Consider the following 18995-nt stretch of genomic DNA (forward strand, 5'->3'; position numbering starts at 1 on the left):
GGGTGGTTAATCACCCTTTGCGAATGTCGCTCAGGAAATTGTCGACTTCGCGCTGGATATTGGTGGCCTGATGGCTCAGATCCTTGGCAGAAATCAGGACATTGTTTGAAATCTCGCCAGTTTCGATTACCACGGACTTGGCAGCCATCACGTCATCGGCGGCCCGACGGGTGGTGTCATTGGCGGCCTGCGCGTTCTGGGTGATTTCATGCGTTGCAGATGCCTGCTGTTCAACCGCACTTGAAAGGGCCGTTGTGATGTCATCAAGCTCGTTGATCGAGGTGGTGATGGCACCAATTTCATCACTGGCACTTTGGGTGGCGTTCTGAACAGCCTTGATGCGCGCACCAATATCGGCCGTGGCCTTGGCCGTTTGATCGGCAAGGTGCTTGACCTCGTTGGCGACCACGGCAAAGCCCTTGCCGGCATCACCGGCACGGGCGGCTTCAATCGTGGCATTGAGGGCCAGCATGTTGGTCTGTTCGGCAATATCGGAAATCAGGGTCACCACATCACCGATTTCATCGGCAAGCTTGTTTAAGGCCTGAACGCTTTCGGCACTTTGAACAGCCCGTTCCGATGTTGTACGGGAGATACGGGTTGAATCTTCCATCTGACGACGGATTTCACTGATTGAGGCCGCAAGTTCCTCGGCGGCGGCGGCAACCGTTTCAACGCTGTGCGCGGTGGCCTGTGTGGCCTCCGCAGCACTTGCTGAGCGATCCGCACTGGTTGTGCTGCGCTCCGAGAGAGTTTGGGCAGATGCGTGCATGCCTTCGGACGCACGGGCGATGTCCTCGGCGAGTGATTTGATCCGGCTTTCGAAATCATCGGCAAGTGCATTCAGGGCTGCTTGTCTTTCCTGTGCTGCGGCTTCGCGTTGTTGCGTTTCACGCTGCTGGGCTTCGACAACTTCGGCGGCATTGGCCCGGAATACTTCGAGCGTCTTGCTCATTTCCGTTAATTCATCCCGACCAGTGTCATTGATCGCGACATTGGTGTTGCCTGCGGCAATTTCGGCCATGGCAAACCGTATGCGTTCAAGGCGGTTAATCAGGCCGCGACCAACATAGATCCATGCCAGAAGCCCCGCCAGAACAAGTGATCCGATGCCAAGGGCGCTCAGAATGATGCGTCCCTGTGTTATTGCCTCAGCGGATTCAACCGTGACGGCGGCCGATTGTTTGCTTGCCGCTCCGGCAACGCCCTGCACGCCCATTTTTTCGACAGCAACCCGAACATGATCGAGGGCATCGGTTGCGGATTTCCATGCTTCGATGGCCTTGCGTTTGGGTTCGAGAACCGACAACCCGGTCAGGGTTTCAGCCGTTTTGGTGATGTCGGTGGCTTCGGGGGCGTTTGTGGCGATGGCTTTGCTTGCCTTGCCAACATCGGAAAGACGGTTTTCAAGCTGGCTCAGAGTATCAAGGTCGCTGGCGGACGCTGCCTGATTTTGATAGCCGATGGCAAGGTTGCCCGCCGCTTCAAGGCGTACCATCGTAATCAGTGCAGCCAGTTCTTTTTCCATCAAACCGCTGATGGCCGAACGGCTTTGATCCTGAATGGCGACGGCCCGGTCACGAAGTCCGGTATCAGCAGCCTCGACTACCGGTGCAATTGCGTCCCGGAATGCCTGATGGGCAACAAAAAGCTGTTCCTTTCGTTCGGTGGCGAGCCGCGACCAGGTTTCGGTTGCTCGCTGGATGGCTTCGAGTTCCTGTTTGCGCAGGTCAAACAATGCACCGCGGGTAATGCCAAGGCGGAAAAAATCACCAGCGGGCTTTTTGAAGTCGGCACTGATGGTTTCTGGAACCTTGCGGTTTTCCTTGTAGAATTCCTTGAACTGATCCTTGATCTTTTCGACGGTTTCGATGTCGTTTGCTGCGATCCCCGATACCATCATTGCATAAGCCTGCGAAATGATGGCTTTCATCTGAAAACCGTCAGAAGCGGGCAGGGCGGCACCATCAATCTGTGCAATCAGTTCGCCAAAGGCCTCATGAAGGCGGCCTTCAAGTCCCAGGCGTGCCTTGCGAAAAACTTCGCTGGATTGCGTGGTGGCGGTAAGTTCGTTTTTGCGGATGGCAAAGATATTGTTGTCACCCACACCAAATCCCAGAAGATTTTCCGTGATTTGCGCAAGATCATCAGAACCGGACGCAGAACCAAGTTCGGACAAGGTCGCGCTGGTGGCGTCAAAACGGGTTTTCAGGGCTTCGATAGTGTCGGCATCGTTGGCGTTGGCGGCTTCGATCAGGATGCTGACCAGAAGATTACCCTCAGCCTGCAAAGTCAGGGCTGAACGCAATGTGCCGACCTGATCGGTGATCAGGGTATTAAGGTTGTCAGCAGCCGAATTGATGACATCATTGCTGCCATCGACCAGTTCGCGGTTGGCGGCATTGACCTTGCCTGCGATGGTTTTCAGAAACCCGTCATGCTGGCTGCGAAGATCATTGATAGCTGCATCAACGCCGGTATCGAATTCCTTGCGGTTCGCTGATGCGGTGATCAGTGCATTCAGATCGGGATCAAGCGATTGGGCTATGTCGGAGAACGGCGAGTTCTGCGTTGCTTCACGCAGGTCCTTCATGCGGCTTTGCGCCGTTGCAGACAGGGTGTCCATATCGGCATTCGGATTTGTCGCCATTTCAGAGGCAAGAACAGCAATCGCACTGCTTTCTTCTGCGGCACGCAATGCCTGTGCAACAGATGAGGTCTTGGTGACCGTATCAAGTGCCGAGCTGATCCGTTCGATGGACACGATACCGACGATGGCTGCGATGGCGGTCATTGCCGCGATCGCGCCAAAAGAAGCACCCAGTTTGAAACGGATTCCGAGCCCTTTGGTTTCATTGACCTGTTTTTCGGTCGCTTTTTTTCTGGTCGTCATAGACCTTTCTCCCTAACTACGTGAATTTATTGTTGTTTTCACGTGGATTTGTGATCGACCGACTTCTTTGGTCCGGTTCGATTAATTTGGCATCTGAACGTTTTGAAAAAGCGTGGGTATGTAAAATATCAGGGCAGTGGCAGCGCAAGAACTGCCCAAAAAGAAGAATGGCGGGTGGCCCCCAGAACCACCCGCCAATCAGATCAGATCCGCAACTCGGTATCCGGGTCAAACAGACTGATCTGAGACATGTCGGCCGAGAATGTCATGCTCTCGCCCGGTGTCGGTGCGCGGTCCGGGCGGACGCGTGCGACGATTTCTTTACCCGCAATTTCAATCACGGTCATGGTGTCGGCACCGGTTGGTTCGATTACTTCGACCTTGCTGTCAAAGTTCACATACTGGCTGCCCGGTTCATCCGAACCCGTACGTTTATGGGTCAGGGCTTCCGGACGGATGCCAAAGACAACCTTCTTGCCTGCATATGCCTTGTAGCTTTCCGGTGCTTCGAAAAGCGGAAGGGTGATCGGGTTGCCTTCGCGTTCGATGGAAACGGCAAGCTGACCGTTATTATCGATCAGGGTCGCATTCACGAAGTTCATGGACGGAGAACCGATGAAGCCAGCAACAAACATGTTGTTCGGGCGCTCATAGATGTTCTGCGGCGTATCGAACTGCTGAAGGATACCGTCTTTCATGACTGCGATACGCGAAGCCAGGGTCATGGCTTCGATCTGATCGTGGGTCACGTAGACGATGGTCGATCCAAGACGCTGATGCAGCTTTTTGATCTCGGTGCGCATATCAACGCGCAACTTGGCATCAAGGTTGGAAAGCGGTTCGTCAAACAGGAAGATATCCGGATCACGAACAAGCGCACGGCCCATGGCAACACGCTGGCGCTGACCACCCGAAAGCTGGGAAGGTTTGCGATCAAGAAGCGCCTCGATCTGAAGCAGTTTGGCAACGTCGGCAACTGCCTTGTCGCGTTCCTGCGCAGATACACCGCGGATTTCCAGACCAAAGGTGATGTTCTTGCGAACAGTCATGTTCGGGTAAAGCGCATAGGACTGGAACACCATGGCGATGTTACGGTCTTTGGGATGCACGTCGTTGATAACGCGGTCCCCGATGCGGATTTCCCCGTCGGTTGAACTTTCCAGACCTGCAATCAGGTTCAAAAGGGTCGATTTACCGCAACCTGACGGACCGACAAGGACGAGAAACTCGCCATCTTCAATCGCCAGATTGATTTCCTTGAGAACTTCAACAGGGCCAAAGGCCTTGCGAACTTTATCGAGGGTGAGTGATGCCATTTGCTTATCCCTTCACCGAACCGGCGGTCAGGCCGCGGACGAAGTATTTGCCTGCCAGGACATAAACCAGCAACGTCGGAAGACCGGTCAGCAGGGCTGCTGCCATGTCAACGTTGTACTGTTTCACGCCGGTAGTGGTGTTGACGATATTGTTGAGTGCGACTGTCATCGGTGCATTTTCGCCAGAGGCAAAAGACGCGCCGAACAGGAAGTCGTTCCAGATCTGGGTGAACTGCCAGATGACCGAAACCACGATGATCGGGGTCGAGATCGGCAGAATGATGCGCCAGAAAATGGTGAAGAAACCCGCCCCATCAATGGTAGCTGCCTTGACCAGTTCATCCGGGATCGAAACATAGTAGTTCCGGAAGAACAGGGTGGTGAAGCACAGGCCATACACGACGTGGACCATAACAAGCCCCGGGGTCGAGCTGGCAAGACCAAGCTTGCCAAGAACCTGTGACATCGGCAGCAGAACGACCTGGAACGGAATGAAGCAACCGAACAGCAGCAGGGCAAACACAATGTTCGCGCCCTTGAAACGCCATTTGGTCAGTGCATAACCGTTGATCGCACCAAGGAAGGTCGAAATCAGAACAGCGGGGATCGCCATTTTGACCGAGTTCCAGAAATAGATTTTGATACCTGTACATTCAACACCGACGCAGGCTTCGTTCCATGCATAATTCCATGCATCAAACGTCACAACGCGCGGCAGCGAAATCAGCGACCCTTCGCGGATCTCGTCAAGCGACTTCAGGGAAGTCGAAACCATGACGATCAACGGGAACAGGTAATAAGCTGCAAACAGGATCAGTACGAGATAGAGCAACCCGCGCAGCACTGTGTTTTTCCAGCCTGCGTCGTGGCTATAGGTCTGAAGATCAGCCATTTTTCTTGCCTCCGCGCAGTTCGGAATACAGATACGGCACGATGATTGCCATAACGGTTGCCAGCATCATCATGGCACTGGCCGCGCCAATACCAAGCTGGTTGCGCTGGAAGGCCATGGTGTACATGAAGGTTGCCGGAAGATCCGATGCGTAACCCGGACCACCGCCGGTAAGCGCAATGACAAGGTCAAAGCTTTTAACAGCAAGGTGGGCCAGAACGACGATCGCACTCAGGAAGACCGGGCGGATCGACGGAATAATAATACCGAAATAGATGCGGGGCAGGCTGGCACCGTCCATGTAGGCTGCGCGAATAATGTCCTGATCGACGCCGCGCAATGCTGCAAGGAACATTGCCATGACAAAACCCGATGCCTGCCAGACAGCAGCAATCACAACGGTGTAGATTGCCATGTCGGAATTGACCAGCCAGTCGAACTTGAAGCTCGTCCAGCCAAGATCATGCATCATGCTTTCCAGGCCAAGACCCGGATTGAGAAGCCATTTCCAGACGGTACCGGTCACAATAAAGGACAGGGCCATCGGATAAAGGAAGATCGTGCGAAGTACGCCTTCGGCGCGAATGCGCTGATCAAGAAGAACTGCCAAAAGGCACCCGATGATCAGGCAGGTCACGATAAACAGACCACCAAAGACCAAAAGGTTTTCAATGGCAACATGCCAGCGTTCCATTTGCCACAGGCGTTCATACTGTCGCAGGCCTGCCCAATCCCAGACGGGAAGCATGCGCGACTTGGAAAACGCCATATAGCCGGTCCACAGGATGAACCCGTAGACGAAAAACAGGGACGCAGCAAAGGACGGTGCAACAACGATCTTTGAAAGATGACGCTGAATACTGGCCGTCAGGTTGCTTTCGGTGCTTTGAGAAGCCCCCATACCCTTTGCCTCAAAAGTTAGATGTAGCGGGAAGCAGGCCCCGGAAGCCGGGGCCTGCACACTAATCAGTCAATCAGACTGTTCAGATCAGATGAGATTAGTCTTTTGCCAGTTCAACGGCTTCGACCAGACGCGAGACGGCTTCGTCAGACGACATGTCGGAGTTGAAGTGGGCAGTGACAACGTCAACGATCGCACCCGAAAGGTGACCACGAAGCGCCATGCCATGTGCCATGGACGGCAGGAAGCCGCCAGCGTCCTGGGCTGCCAGAAGGTCAGCTTCGGATTTCTTCGCGCAATCGTCGAACTTGTCGAGCGGAACGCCAAGACGTGCCGGGATCGAACCTTTGAGAAGGTTGAAGGTTTCCTGGAACTTCTGACCAACGATCAGCTCGGCAAGAAGTTTCTGGCCAGCAACCTTGTCGTCGCCAGAAACGTTGAACATTGCGAAGCTGTCAACGTTGAACAGGTAACCGTTATCCGACGGAGCAGCCGAGCAGATGAAGTCTTTGCCCGGTACTTTGCCAGCAGCAAGGAATTCGCCCTTTGCCCAGTCACCCATGATCTGCATGGCGGCTTCGCCATTCATGACCATTGCGGTTGCAAGGTTCCAGTCACGACCCGGGAAGTCGGCATCGACATAACCACGGATTTTGCGCATCTGGTCGAACACCGCTTTCATGGTGTCGGATTTCAGAGCGTCTTCGTCGAGGTCAACCATTGCTTTCTGGAAGAATTCCGGACCGCCAAGGCCAAGAACGACGGTTTCAAAGATTGTCGCATCCTGCCAGGGCTGACCACCATGGGCGATCGGCGTGATGCCGGCTGCTTTGAGTTTGTCAGCAAGAGCGTTGAACTCGTCCCAGCTTTTCGGAACCTCGGTTGCGCCAACTTTTGCCAGAAGGGCCGGGTTTGCCCAGATCCAGTCAATACGGTGAATGTTCACCGGAACAGCAACATAGTCGCCTTCATATTTCATGACGTTCTGAATCGCCGGCGGGATAACCTTGTCCCAGCCTTCTGCTTCGGCAACGTCATTGAGATCAGCAAGTGCGCCCTGTTCGGCCCAATCCTGAATCGCCGGACCTTTAAGCTGAACAGCTGCCGGTGCGTCGCCAGAAAGAACGCGCGAACGCAGAACGGTCATGGCTGCGTCACCGCCGCCACCAGCAACCGGGCTATCAACCCATTTGCCACCATTTGCTTCGAAATCTTCTTTGAGGGCTGCAACAGCTTTTGCTTCGCCGCCCGAAGTCCACCAGTGCAGAACTTCAGCGGTCGGCTCGGCATGAGCAAAGCTAGCAGTTGCGAGTGCAGAAATCGCCACACCGGTGGCGAGGATGGTTTTGCGCAGATACATTTAGGTTTCCTCCCTGGCTTTGAACCATTTGCAGCGACAACATGCTTTGAGAGGGCATTCAATGCATCCACAAAACTGTAACAGGGCGTTTCCAGAACGCGAACTGAAACAATCTGTTACAAAAATAATTTGGCGTATCGTAAATATATTGCAGGGCAGCAAAAACAATTAGGGCGTTTGTTTGCATGATAGATGTGATGTGTGTTCACAAATGATGTCAATTCGATCCGGAATTCAATCTTTTGAATGGCTGTTGGGCACAAATGAAGGGGGGGCGAGGTCTGCCGGAGTTGCTCAAGGCTTGTGTTCCAGCTCGTCAATAAACGGCCTCGCCATCATGGTTGCTTTAACAGCGGATCCGATTGATCGGTTTTCTGGTGAAAAACAGATCAATCGGGTGTGGAAATGTTGCGGTGCAACTTTTGGTGATGTGGAAGATGCGCTGGGTATCGGCATGACCAAACTGCATAGCTGTAAACTTTTGTGGCCTATGTCGGAGGTGTGAGGGGACATATGTGACAAAATGGAATAGATGATGTGCAAACTTTGGTAATTGAGGATTGAATGCTGTTTGGACATATTGCATTGCGAAACTACTGAGGCGAATGCGCCAGACAGTTGGAGGTCTCCTCCAAGGCGGCATTCAAAATTTGTAACCCAAGGAGGTTCAACATGTTCCTGTCCAGTATTCTTGTTGCTGTTCGCCGTTGGGCCTATGCACGTTCGGTTGCGAATGAACTTTACGGCCTTGATAAGCGCGATCTTGATGATGTCGGGATTTCCCACTGGCAGATCAAAGACGTTGCTCGTAAAGCCGCTCGTGACGCGATTGCATAACGCCAGCGCAATTTAGGCTCCCGACCTTCGGGAAAGCCAATGCGGAAGCCGGACATCAGTCCGGCTTTTTGTGTATCCGGGCTGTGGTTTCCCGCAGCTTTGCTGAGGCCGTTTGGTTAAAGCAATTGTCTTTGACGGCTATGTAAACCCGTCTCGTTGCTGTCGAGTTTGTTCAGGAACGCATTTGCCTGGGCAATAAGGCTTTCTTTATCGGCATCCTTCATACGTGCCCAGTTCTGATAAGGCATGCGCAAGCGAGCATTGTTGCCAAGTACATCTGCATGGCGATCAAGGAAATGCCAGTAAAGCGCATTAAAGGGGCAGGCGTCTGAACCGATATTTTTGCGCGGATTGAACGGGCAGCCCTGACAGTAATCAGACATCCGGTCGATATATTTGCCACTCGCGGCATAGGGTTTGGAGGCCATGGTGCCACCATCGGCATAAAGCGCCATACCAAGTGTGTTGGGCAGTTCAACCCATTCAAATGCGTCAATATAAACTGCGAGATACCATTCGCAGACCTCCTGAACAGAAAGGCCGGTCAGGAGCGAGAAATTACCAATCACCATCAGGCGCTGTATGTGATGGGCATAGGCATTTTCAAGCGTTTCGCCAATCGCCTGCTTCAAACAATTCAGCGATACATCCCCGTCCCAGAAAAACGCGGGCAGGGCGCGTTTTGCCTCAAAATGATTGCGGGTGACGTAATCCGGTCCCATGAACCAGTAAAGCCCGCGAACATATTCCCGCCAACCAAGGATTTGGCGAATGAATCCCTCAACCGCATTAAGGGGGGCCTTGCCGTCGTGATAGGCACGTTCGGCCGCACGACAGACTTCATCAGGCAACAGCAAGCCGATATTGATATAGGGACTGATCAGTGAGTGATAGACCGTCGCACTTTTGACAGTCATGGCATCCTGATAATCACCAAAGCACGCCAGACGATGGTCAATGAAATGATCCAGTGCCATCAGGGCATCCTGTCGTGTCACCGCCCACCCAAAGGATTCAACCGAACCAAGCCCGTCGGGAAAGTCGTCATAGGCCAGATCAAGCAGGTCACGGGTAACGGGATCGGGGGCAAAGGATTTCGGGGGATGTGGCGTAAGGTCATCGGGCAGAGTTTTGCGATTATCGTGATCAAAGTTCCATTGCCCGCCAACCGGTTTGCCATCGGGTTCCATCAGAATCCCGGTGTTCCGGCGCAAGCCGCGATAGAAATATTCCATGCGCAGTTCCTTGCGACCCTTTGCGAACTCTTCGAATTCCAAAAGCGGGGCAAAGAAACGATCATCGGGCCGGATTTCAAGTTTCACATCAGGAAGCGACGACCAATTCTCTATTTCCTGACGAACCCGCCATTCGCCGGGTTCGGTGATGATAACCTTTGAAACGTCATGCTGATCAATCGTGGTCCGCAACGCGTCGGTAAAGCTTTTGGTCGGGCGGGTTTTGTAGTCGTAATAATCAACAACAAACCCTTCGTCCCTGAGCGCTTTGGCGAAGTGACGCAGGGCAGACAGAATCAGAACGATCTTTTGCCGGTGATGGGGAACATAGGTTGCTTCGGCCTGCGGTTCCGCCATGACAATCAGATCTGTGTCGGGATTGGCATCGGCAAGACTTGAGACGTCGCGGGTCAGTTGATCACCAAGCACAAAGCGGATGGTTTGATAAGTCGTCATCGGGATTGCATGCAGCCTGATTGGGTAACGGATACGAGTCGTACGAGGCCGTTGGGTCAAAAGATCGCAGGCAGGTGATTTTTTGCAGAACCGATTTTCATTCGCAGGCAAAAAACTGCGAATGATTTTTACTCAAGCAGCATAAATGACCTATTTCCAGAAAAAGGCCTAAATTATTGATAATGGTAATCAAAGGCGCGCTTTTCTCTTGAAACGGGTGGGGGCTGTTCCCAATATCATGGAAGCCCAACCATCAGGAGAGCCATGATGAAAGGTGATCCCAAGATCATCACATACCTTAATCGCATTCTGACAAATCAGTTGACTGCGATTAACCAGTATTTCCTGCATGCCCGGATGCTGCGCGACTGGGGTGTCGAAGAAATGGGCGAATATGAATACAAGCTTTCCATCAAGGAAATGAAACGTGCCGATGATACTATCGAGCGCATTCTGTTCCTTGAAGGTCTGCCCAATCTTCAGAACCTCAACAAACTCATGATCGGCGAAAATGTTCAGGAGATCGTCAGTTGCGACATGAAGTTCGAACTGGCATCCCTGCCGCTGCTGCGCGAAGCAATTACTGCCTGCGAAAAGGCCGAGGATTTTGTCACCCGCGATCTGCTGGTGAAATTCCTTGAAGAGCAGGAAGAGCATGTCGACTGGCTCGAGACCGAAGAATGGCAACTCGAACATGTCGGTATTGCAAATTACATTCAGAGCCGTTCAGGCGACGGCGACTAATCAGATCAGGAGCTTAACGCCATGAAGGGTAGCAAGAAGGTTATTGCCGCACTCAACAAACAGCTCACAGCCGAACTGTCCGCGGCGGACCAGTACAATACGCACGCAGAAATGTATGCCGACTGGGGCCTGCATTCGCTTTATGAGCGCATGCACCATGAAAAGGACGAAGAGCTTGAACACGCAAAGCGTTTGATCGAGCGTATCCTGTTCCTTGAAGGTGTGCCCGATACCGCGTCACGTGAACCGATCAAGATCGGCAAAACCGTTCCCGAGATGATGAAAAATGATCTCGAGCACGAATATCACGTCATCAATCTTCTGAAAAAAGCGATCAAGATTGCCGAAGCAGAGGACGATTTCCAGACCCGCCAGATGCTGGTCGGACTGCTTGATGACAGCGAAGAAGATCACGCATACTGGATCGAACAGCAGATCCGTCTGATCGATATGATGGGGCTTCAGAATTATATTCAGTTCCGTGCAGCAGGCGAACCAAGCCCGCACGGATAAGAATTATCAAGCCTGACCCGACAAGAACCCCGGACATGATCCGGGGTTTTTTCTTGCTTTTTTCAATGCGCATCTCGACTTCGTCCATTCCGATTTTTTTGTCTTGACCTTCCAGTCGCTGGAAGGTCTATCTTCTCCCATATCAAGAATAGGGTCAGCTACGGCATAGCGACAAAATATGCGGCGACCCTCCAAACCAGATTGAGGTTACGTGATATGGATGGCCGGATCGAAACAGACGAACGCGATGCAGCGGCAAGTGCGCCAGCGTCGCCGTCCCATCAGGATGAAGTCACCTTGCCTGTCGACGGCATGACCTGTGCCAATTGTGCCGGACGGGTTGAAAAGGCGATTGCCGGACTGGATGGCGTTGCCGAGGTAGATGTCAATCTTGCGCTGAATTCAGCACATATCCGCTTTGATACAGACAAGCTCGATACCGCACGGATTGCGGCCACCATCAAGGATGCCGGTTACAGTGTGCCGCAGCAGCAGCTGTCCTTTGATGTTGATGGCATGACCTGTGCGAACTGCGCCCTTCGCGTTGAAAAGGCACTTGCAGCGATGCCCGGTGTTACATCGGCGAGTGTGAATTTTGCCCTTGAGCGCGCAGACATAGAAGTACTGCCGGGCAAGGCAAACGATGCCGCCGTGATCAAGGCGATCGAAGATGCGGGGTATCACGCAACATCGCGCAATAAATCTTCCGGTGCCGATCAGGATGCCGATGGCAAATCAGCATCAGGCAAGTTGGACAAATCCCTTGTGTTGCTTGCAGTGTCAGCGCTTCTGACCGCTCCGCTGGTGTTGCAGATGGTCTGGATGAACCTTGGTGTGACTTATCATTTGTCTGCCTGGGTCGAACTTGCCCTGGCAACGCCGGTTCAGTTCGTGATCGGTCACCGTTTCTATAAGGGAGCGTGGGCCGCGCTGCGTCATCGCAGCGCCAATATGGACGTTCTTGTCGCGCTCGGAACGTCAGCCGCCTATTTCCTGAGTGTCTATAACATGGCGGTCGGCCAACCCGGGGAAATGCATCTGTATTTCGAGGCATCGGCTGCCATTATCACCCTTATCCTTGCTGGCAAGATTATGGAAGAACGCGCCAAGCGTGGTGCATCCGCCGCCATTCGTGAATTGATGGCGTTGCGTCCGCGTCGTGCGCGCAAGCTGGTAGAGGGTGAAGGTGAACAGGATGTCGCCATCGAAAGCCTTACGGTCGGCGATATCGTTCGTGTGCTGCCGGGCGAACGTTTGCCCGTGGATGGCACTGTGGTTGCAGGTGAAAGTGAACTGGATGAAAGCCTGATTACCGGCGAAACACGTCCGGTTGCCCGCGTCGCGGGAGACGGGGTTGTTGGTGGTGCCGTAAATGGCACCGGTCGCCTTGATATCGAAGTGCGTGCCGTTGGCGATGACACCACGCTATCGCGGATTATTCGTCTGGTTGAAAAGGCCCAGACGGGCAAGGCCCCGGTTCAGAAGCTGGTTGATCGTGTATCATCTGTTTTCGTGCCGATTGTTGTCGTCATTGCCCTTGCGACGCTTATTGTCTGGTTGCTGATGGGCTATGGGGCAGAGGCATCAATTGTGGCTGCTGTGTCGGTGCTTGTGATCGCATGTCCCTGTGCGCTTGGTCTTGCAACCCCGACGGCACTTGTCGCCGGAACAGGCAGTGCGGCACGGAACGGGATTCTGATCCGTAATTTTGAGGCGCTCGAACAGGCCCATAATGTTGATACGGTGATTTTTGACAAAACCGGCACCTTGACCGAGGGCACGCCGACGGTGCGTGACGTTTGCGCCGCGGATGGCATGGATCGTAATGAAATGTTGCGTCTCGTGGCCGGGGTTCAGGCTGCAAGCGAACATCCGTTGGCACGTGCGATTGTCTCACTTGCAAAGGACGAAAATATTGTCCTGCCCGAGATTGAGGACTTCAAGGGCAAAACCGGTGCAGGCGTCCTTGCCAAGGTTGATGGTCACGCGGTTGCCATCGGAACCGAGGCGTTGCTGACCGATCAGGGCATCCAGTCGCTTTCTGATAAGGTTGCCACTGAAATCAAACAACATGAGAGCGAAGGGCGTACCGTCGTTCTGGTGGCGATTGACGGTGCCTTTGCCGGATATATCACCCTTGAGGACCGCATTCGTGAAAGCGCGAAACAGGCAATTGCCGATTTGAAGGCGCGCGGTATTTCGTCGATCATGCTTTCGGGCGACAGCCAGGACGTCGCCAGTCACGTTGCCCGCGAACTGGGGCTGGAGCGCGGCGAAGGTCGTATCCGCCCGCAAGACAAGGCGCTTGAGGTCGAGAAACTCCGCAAACAGGGACGTCGTGTCGCCATGGTTGGCGATGGCATCAATGATGCACCGGCATTGGCAGCGGCAGATGTTGGTATTGCGATGGGTGGTGGTACGGATGTTGCCATGGAAACGGCGGGTATCACCTTGATGCGTTCGGATCCGGCACTGGTGTCGGCTGCGATTGACATATCGATCGCAACCCGGCGCAAGATCGCCCAGAACCTGTTTTGGGCCTTTGCCTATAACGTGGTGGGTGTGCCACTGGCGGCACTTGGTGTTCTTAGCCCGGCAATTGCCGGTGCTGCAATGGCGCTGAGTTCGGTTTCGGTAGTTGGCAACTCCCTGACGTTGCGGCGCTGGAACGTGCGCCGCCAGAAGAGTGGGGAATAAAATGAATATTTCCGATGCAGCAAAGAATTGCGGACTTCCTGCCAAGACCATTCGGTATTACGAGGATATCGGTCTGGTAAATCCGGGCCGGATGGAAAACGGCTATCGCGACTATGGCGAGGATGACCTTCATAAATTGCGGTTTCTGCAACGTGCGCGCGGGCTTGGATTTTCGGTCGAGGATTGCCGTGTGTTGCTGTCACTTTACGAAGACCGCAACCGGGCATCTTCGGACGTCAAGGAAATCGCCAAAACCCATCTGGGCGAGATCGAACGCAAGATTGCCGAATTGCAAAGCCTACAAAAGACCTTGTCTGATCTGGTTCATGCCTGTCACGGTGATGACCGGCCCCATTGCCCCATCATCAATGATCTGGCGCGCTGATCGCGCGCAGAAAGACGTCTTCAGAGAGAGAACAAGCAGTGCAAAACAAAAGTGTTATGGTGTTGGGTGCGGCAGTCGGTGCGGCCATCATGTACGGGATCGTAAGTTTCTTTGGGCCGCAATCCGGACAGATGCAAAATGTGGAACTGCGTCCTGATGACCTGAAACTCGTGGCACTGGGCAAAAAGGTCTATGACGCCAATTGCGCTTCATGCCATGGGGCAAAATTCGAAGGTCAGGCGAACTGGCGTGAACGCGGTGACGACGGTTTGCTACCAGCACCCCCGCATGATGAAACCGGTCACACATGGCATCATCCCGATGCCATGTTGTTTGCCCTGACCAAATATGGTCCGGCGGCAATTGCCGGCAACGATTACAAATCGGCCATGCCCGCATATGAGAACACCCTGACGGATGAGGAAATCCTTGCCAGTCTGTCCTATATCAAAAGCCGCTGGCCAGATGAGATCAGCCAACGTCACGACCAGATCAACCAGTCAGCCGCACAGCAACAGTAACTCTCGTCAGGCAACTCAGAAAATGACAAAGCCCGCACCAAGACTATCGGTGCGGGCTTTTGATTTGTCTGAATTCGGGAATGGTCAGGTACGTGGCAATGTGATGCGCACCGTGGTGCCCTTGCCAAGGTCGCTTTCGATGCTCATACGGCCGCCATGCAATTCAACAAGCAATTTGGCAAGTGGCAGGCCAAGACCGGTTCCGGCACTTTCCTTGACCCCGGAAGGGTGGAGTTGCGAGAAACGGGCAAGCGCACGGGGAATGTCATTCGGGCTCATGCCGACACCGTTATCGGCAATGGAAATGGTGATGTCATCGGGCGTCATGGAGAGCCCGATGGAAATGTCACCTCCATCCGGGGTGAATTTCGCCGCATTGCTCAGGATATTGATCAGAATCTGTTTGAGTTTCAGCTTGTCACAGCGCAGCAAGACGCTTTCACGTGGCAAGTCGATTTCAAGGTTATGCCGACGTCGCGAAATGTCATCGTGAACAAGCTTGGCTGCTTCGTTGATGATCGTGCCAAGATCGGCGTTTTCGGATTGCAAAGTCATCGAGCCGGCGGAAAGCTTGGAAACATCAAGAACATTATTGACCAGTTCAAGCAGATGTTTACCGGCCTCGTAAACGTCGCGTCCGCATTCGCGGTATCCGTCGGGGATATCGCCCAGAACAGCCTCGGCAATCAGCTCGGAGTTGCCGATGATCGCATTTAGTGGCGTACGAAGCTCATGCCCCATATTGGCAATGAAGTCGGATTTGGATGCGTTGGCATCGGCCTGATGGCGGTTTTGCTCCATCAGGGAACGTTCAGCCTGTTGCTGACGGTCATTTTCCAGAAGCGTCATCAAAACCGCTGTACGCGTTTCGTTGTTCTGGAAATATTCAAGCGGCGCGATGGAAAGATCGCAGACATGGCTTTCATTCGAAGCGCCGACCAGAACAATGTCCCCGCGCCAGGTCCGGCCGGATGAAAACACATCTTCAATATCGTTGATAAGGCCCTTGGAGAGGAAGCCGGCCTTGCGACCCAGCATGCGATCACGCGACACGCCGATCAGTCTGGCGATGGCTTCGTTACATTGCAGGACCAGTCCGTTGCGATCACAAATGACCGCCGCATAGGGCAGGGCGTTCAGAACAACCTGATCTGCCAATGGCACATTAGTGGTGCCAATCGGTGTGTTGCTGGTCATTTCAGCCCCTGGTCCCATTGTTTTACAGTAACGCTCGTTTAAAACGCTCGATACCCAGCCCCGTAAGCGGGATGTCAGGTGTGCGATTGCTTATTACGTCGGCGATTGCCTTTGCCGACCCACAACTCATCGTCCAGCCCAGCGTCCCATGCCCCGTATTAAGGTATAGATTATCATATTTAGTACCCCCAAGAATAGGGGCAGAATCGGGCGTTACCGGGCGTAAACCCGACCAGAAACTGATGGTCGATGGATCTCCGCAATTCGGAAATAATTCTAATGCTTTATCGACGATAAGCTGATTTCTTTTTGGTGACATTCGCAAGTTGTAGCCATCCAGCTCTGCGGTCCCTGCTACCCTGAGTTGGTCGCCAAGTCGCGAATACACCATTTTGACGCTGTCATCGATCAGGGCGGTCTGAGGGGCACCGTGATAACCGGTGGTATCAATGCTGATCGAATATCCCTTGCACGGATAGATCGGCGCATTCAGGCCAAGTGGCTTCAGCAATAACGGACTATAACTTCCAAGACAGACCAGAAAGGCGTCAGCTGTAATGTTGCCCTGATCGGTTTGTACCGAGGTGATCCTGCCCTCATCATGGATCAGGCGTCTGATCTGTGTGTTGAAGCGGAATGTGGCGCCCTTGGCGATGCAATGTTCGGTCAGGCGCTCGGTGAATTTGCGGGCATCGCCGCTTTCATCATCGGGTGTGAAGCTGCCACCGACAATCGGGGCGTTGCTTTGGCGAAGGGCAGGTTCGATTTCATAACATTCGTCCGGACTGACGGTTTTCCGGTTAAGTCCAAGGTCACGCATCTGCGCAGTTGCCCGATCAACCGCGTCCATTTCGTAGGCATCACGGCAGACATGCAAAATTCCGCGTTCGCTGTGATCATAATCCAGATTAAGTTCGCAGCGGAGGGCACGCAGGCAATCGCGACTATAGGTCGCAACGCGCAAGGCCTTTTCAAGATTGATCCGGGCACGTCCATCGGTGCAATTTCGCAAGAACCGCAAACCCCAGGCAAAAAGCTGCGGGTCAAAGCGCATGCGGACCAGAAGCGGTGCTTCCTCGCGTCCAAGCCATTTCAGGATTTGTTTCGGGGTGCCGGCATTGGCCCATGGTGTTGCATGGCATGCCGAAATTTGACCACCATTGGCAAAGCTTGTTTCCTGTGCACTTGCATGTTGGCGATCAATAACGGTGACCTGATGACCATTTTGCAAAAGATACCAGGCCGCTGTCGTCCCGATGACGCCAGCACCCATTACGACAACATGCATGCGGGCAAAGCCTTGTTGCGGAAAGTGCGTTCGTGAAGCAGCCCAGATAGATAGGACAATGCGTTATCTGTCTGACTTGCGAATTTGTTTGCAATATACTGTCGTGTAAAACAAATGGCTACCGGCGACTTTTGATCTTTTTTGCACCTATGAAAATGCGTCTGAATGATAGGGCGCAGTGATAAAACAGACGGGGTAAAATGTTTGAAATCCTGACCACAGACCAGATGTACGAAGCAGACCGCCGAACGATTGAAGGCGGTCTTGCCGGTGATGTGTTGATGGACAATGCCGGACGTGTGGTGTTTGAGGAAATCATACGTCACTGGTCCCCTCGGTCGGTCTCTGTTTTGTGTGGTCCGGGCAATAATGGTGGTGACGGTTTTGTGATTGCCAGATTGCTGCGCGACGCCGGCTGGTCGGTCCGGCTGGGCCTGATGGGGGATGTTGTATCACTTAAGGGCGACGCGGCCCTTCATGCCGCACGCTGGGACGGCGCGGTGGAGCGTCTTTCACCAGCCCTTGTCGTCGGTGCGGATTTGCTGGTGGATTGTATCTTCGGGGCAGGACTGGCGCGCGAGATTACCGGCGAGATTGCCGAACTGATCACCACGATAAATTCAAGTATGGCATCGGTCGTATCCGTCGATGTGCCATCGGGAGTGGATGGCAATAGTGGCGCGATTTGGGGCTGTGGTGTCAAGGCGGATCTGACGGTGACATTCTGTCGGGCAAAGCCCGGTCATTACCTTTTGCCCGGCCGGTTGATGTGCGGTGAACTGGCCATCCGTGATATCGGCATTTCCGACCAGACCATTTCCGAAATGCGTCCGAATTGCTGGCGTAATGATCCGGTTCTGTGGCGTGCGGGTATCCACTGGCCCGGATTGGACGGGCACAAATATCATCGTGGTCATCTGCTGGCTTTTGGCGGGGCATCCATGACCGGTGCAACACGGCTTGTTGCGCGTGCCGCCCGCCGATCAGGTGTCGGGTTGTTGACCATTGTATCGGATCCGGTGGCACTTCCGGTTTATGCGTCAGATACCCCGGGTAATATGACAGCGCCAATCGGACAGGTCGAAAGCCTTTTAAATGACTGTCGTCATAATGCCTTTGTGATCGGGCCGGGATATGGTCTGGGGGATGACACCAGAAGTCTTGTCCTTAAACTTTTGCATCTGTGCCGTTCGACCGTTCTGGATGCAGATGCGCTCACAAGCTTTGCCGATGATCCGTCTACATTATGTTTTGCGATTCAGGGGCCGACGGTTCTTACCCCGCATGAGGGCGAATTTTCCCGCCTGTTCCCCGATATCACTGGCGATAAATTGACCCGGGCGCGCGCAGCGGCGAAACGAAGTGGTGCGACAGTCCTGATCAAGGGGGCGGATACGGTGATTGCCGCACCTGATGGCCGGGCCGCAATCAGTGCCGCCGATGCCCCCTGGCTGGCAACAGCCGGATCGGGCGATGTTCTGGCCGGGATTATTGGTGGTCTGATGGCGCAAGGCATGGAAATGTTCGATGCAAGCTGTATGGCGGTCTGGCTTCATGCCCGCAGCGGAACAGATATCGGGCCGGGCCTGATCGCCGAGGATATACCGGAACATTTGCCCGGTATTTTGCGCGAACTTTGGCTGGCATCGCGCAAAAAAGGCTAGGGGTGTTTCCGGTGATCAAGTGAAACGGTTAAATACCGACGGGCCAGAATTATGACATCTTTGCGGGCATGCTGGATGTTTGGTTGATGTCACCCG

At 53.7% G+C, this 18995-nt stretch carries 15 protein-coding genes; 7 read left to right on the forward strand and 8 right to left on the reverse strand.

Annotated features, from left to right (window positions below):
• Nucleotides 1-10: 10 nt before the first annotated feature.
• The 5 genes from TH30_RS06755 to TH30_RS06775 all read right to left on the reverse strand — a co-directional run bounded on the left by TH30_RS06755 (nucleotide 11) and on the right by TH30_RS06775 (nucleotide 7362).
• The gene (locus TH30_RS06755) at nucleotides 11-2893 is read right to left on the reverse strand and encodes a methyl-accepting chemotaxis protein (protein ID WP_114097331.1); all 2883 of its coding nucleotides are present in this window, start codon (nucleotides 2891-2893) and stop codon (nucleotides 11-13) included.
• 203 nt (nucleotides 2894-3096) lie between these two features.
• A complete protein-coding gene (locus tag TH30_RS06760; protein WP_114097332.1) occupies nucleotides 3097-4209 on the reverse strand; it encodes an ABC transporter ATP-binding protein in 1113 nt (370 codons plus the stop codon).
• A gap of 4 nt (nucleotides 4210-4213) precedes the next feature.
• Nucleotides 4214-5101 (reverse strand): carbohydrate ABC transporter permease, encoded by an 888-nt coding sequence (locus TH30_RS06765; RefSeq protein WP_114097333.1) that lies wholly within the window; start codon nucleotides 5099-5101, stop codon nucleotides 4214-4216.
• Nucleotides 5094-6002 (reverse strand): carbohydrate ABC transporter permease, encoded by a 909-nt coding sequence (locus TH30_RS06770; protein ID WP_114097334.1) that lies wholly within the window; start codon nucleotides 6000-6002, stop codon nucleotides 5094-5096. The genes TH30_RS06765 and TH30_RS06770 overlap by 8 nt, the downstream gene beginning before the upstream one ends.
• 97 nt (nucleotides 6003-6099) lie before the next feature.
• Nucleotides 6100-7362, reverse strand: coding sequence for an ABC transporter substrate-binding protein (locus TH30_RS06775; RefSeq protein WP_114097335.1), 1263 nt, complete (start codon nucleotides 7360-7362; stop codon nucleotides 6100-6102).
• Nucleotides 7363-8034: 672 nt separating this feature from the next.
• On the opposite strand from TH30_RS06775, the gene TH30_RS06780 reads away from it, so the two are divergent.
• Nucleotides 8035-8199: a DUF1127 domain-containing protein gene (locus TH30_RS06780; RefSeq protein ID WP_114097336.1), complete on the forward strand. Its 165-nt coding sequence runs from the start codon at nucleotides 8035-8037 to the stop codon at nucleotides 8197-8199.
• A 116-nt stretch (nucleotides 8200-8315) separates the two neighbouring features.
• Here TH30_RS06780 and TH30_RS06785 read toward each other — a convergent pair whose 3' ends face one another.
• Nucleotides 8316-9890, reverse strand: coding sequence for a cryptochrome/photolyase family protein (locus TH30_RS06785; RefSeq protein WP_114097337.1), 1575 nt, complete (start codon nucleotides 9888-9890; stop codon nucleotides 8316-8318).
• Between the two features lie 267 nt (nucleotides 9891-10157).
• On the opposite strand from TH30_RS06785, the gene bfr (TH30_RS06790) reads away from it, so the two are divergent.
• The 5 genes from bfr (TH30_RS06790) (at nucleotide 10158) to TH30_RS06810 (ending at nucleotide 14750) form a co-directional block, all read left to right on the forward strand.
• Nucleotides 10158-10634 carry a bacterioferritin gene (gene bfr / locus TH30_RS06790; protein WP_114097520.1) on the forward strand — a complete coding sequence of 159 codons (477 nt, stop codon included), beginning with the start codon at nucleotides 10158-10160 and terminating at the stop codon, nucleotides 10632-10634.
• A 21-nt stretch (nucleotides 10635-10655) separates the two neighbouring features.
• Nucleotides 10656-11147 carry a bacterioferritin gene (bfr, locus tag TH30_RS06795; RefSeq protein ID WP_114097338.1) on the forward strand — a complete coding sequence of 164 codons (492 nt, stop codon included), beginning with the start codon at nucleotides 10656-10658 and terminating at the stop codon, nucleotides 11145-11147.
• A 216-nt stretch (nucleotides 11148-11363) separates the two neighbouring features.
• Entirely contained in the window at nucleotides 11364-13844 is a 2481-nt protein-coding gene (locus TH30_RS06800) for a heavy metal translocating P-type ATPase (RefSeq protein WP_114097339.1), read from the forward strand.
• 1 nt (nucleotide 13845) lies between these two features.
• Nucleotides 13846-14229 (forward strand): Cu(I)-responsive transcriptional regulator, encoded by a 384-nt coding sequence (cueR, locus tag TH30_RS06805; protein ID WP_114097340.1) that lies wholly within the window; start codon nucleotides 13846-13848, stop codon nucleotides 14227-14229.
• A gap of 38 nt (nucleotides 14230-14267) precedes the next feature.
• Nucleotides 14268-14750, forward strand: coding sequence for a c-type cytochrome (locus TH30_RS06810; RefSeq protein WP_258548641.1), 483 nt, complete (start codon nucleotides 14268-14270; stop codon nucleotides 14748-14750).
• An 84-nt stretch (nucleotides 14751-14834) separates the two neighbouring features.
• Here TH30_RS06810 and TH30_RS06815 read toward each other — a convergent pair whose 3' ends face one another.
• Together TH30_RS06815 and TH30_RS06820 are read right to left on the reverse strand one after the other, a co-directional pair.
• Entirely contained in the window at nucleotides 14835-15947 is a 1113-nt protein-coding gene (locus TH30_RS06815; RefSeq protein ID WP_114097521.1) for a PAS domain-containing sensor histidine kinase, read from the reverse strand.
• Between the two features lie 22 nt (nucleotides 15948-15969).
• Nucleotides 15970-17235, reverse strand: coding sequence for a D-amino acid dehydrogenase (locus TH30_RS06820; protein ID WP_114097342.1), 1266 nt, complete (start codon nucleotides 17233-17235; stop codon nucleotides 15970-15972).
• Between the two features lie 200 nt (nucleotides 17236-17435).
• Here TH30_RS06820 and TH30_RS06825 point away from each other — a divergent pair, with 200 nt between their 5' ends.
• Complete coding sequence (locus TH30_RS06825) at nucleotides 17436-18899, forward strand: NAD(P)H-hydrate dehydratase (RefSeq protein WP_114097343.1); 1464 nt, start codon at nucleotides 17436-17438, stop codon at nucleotides 18897-18899.
• The last annotated feature ends 96 nt before the right edge of the window (nucleotides 18900-18995 follow it).

The organism is Thalassospira profundimaris (genome assembly GCF_003326795.1).
In the GTDB taxonomy this organism is placed as follows: domain Bacteria; phylum Pseudomonadota; class Alphaproteobacteria; order Rhodospirillales; family Thalassospiraceae; genus Thalassospira; species Thalassospira profundimaris_C.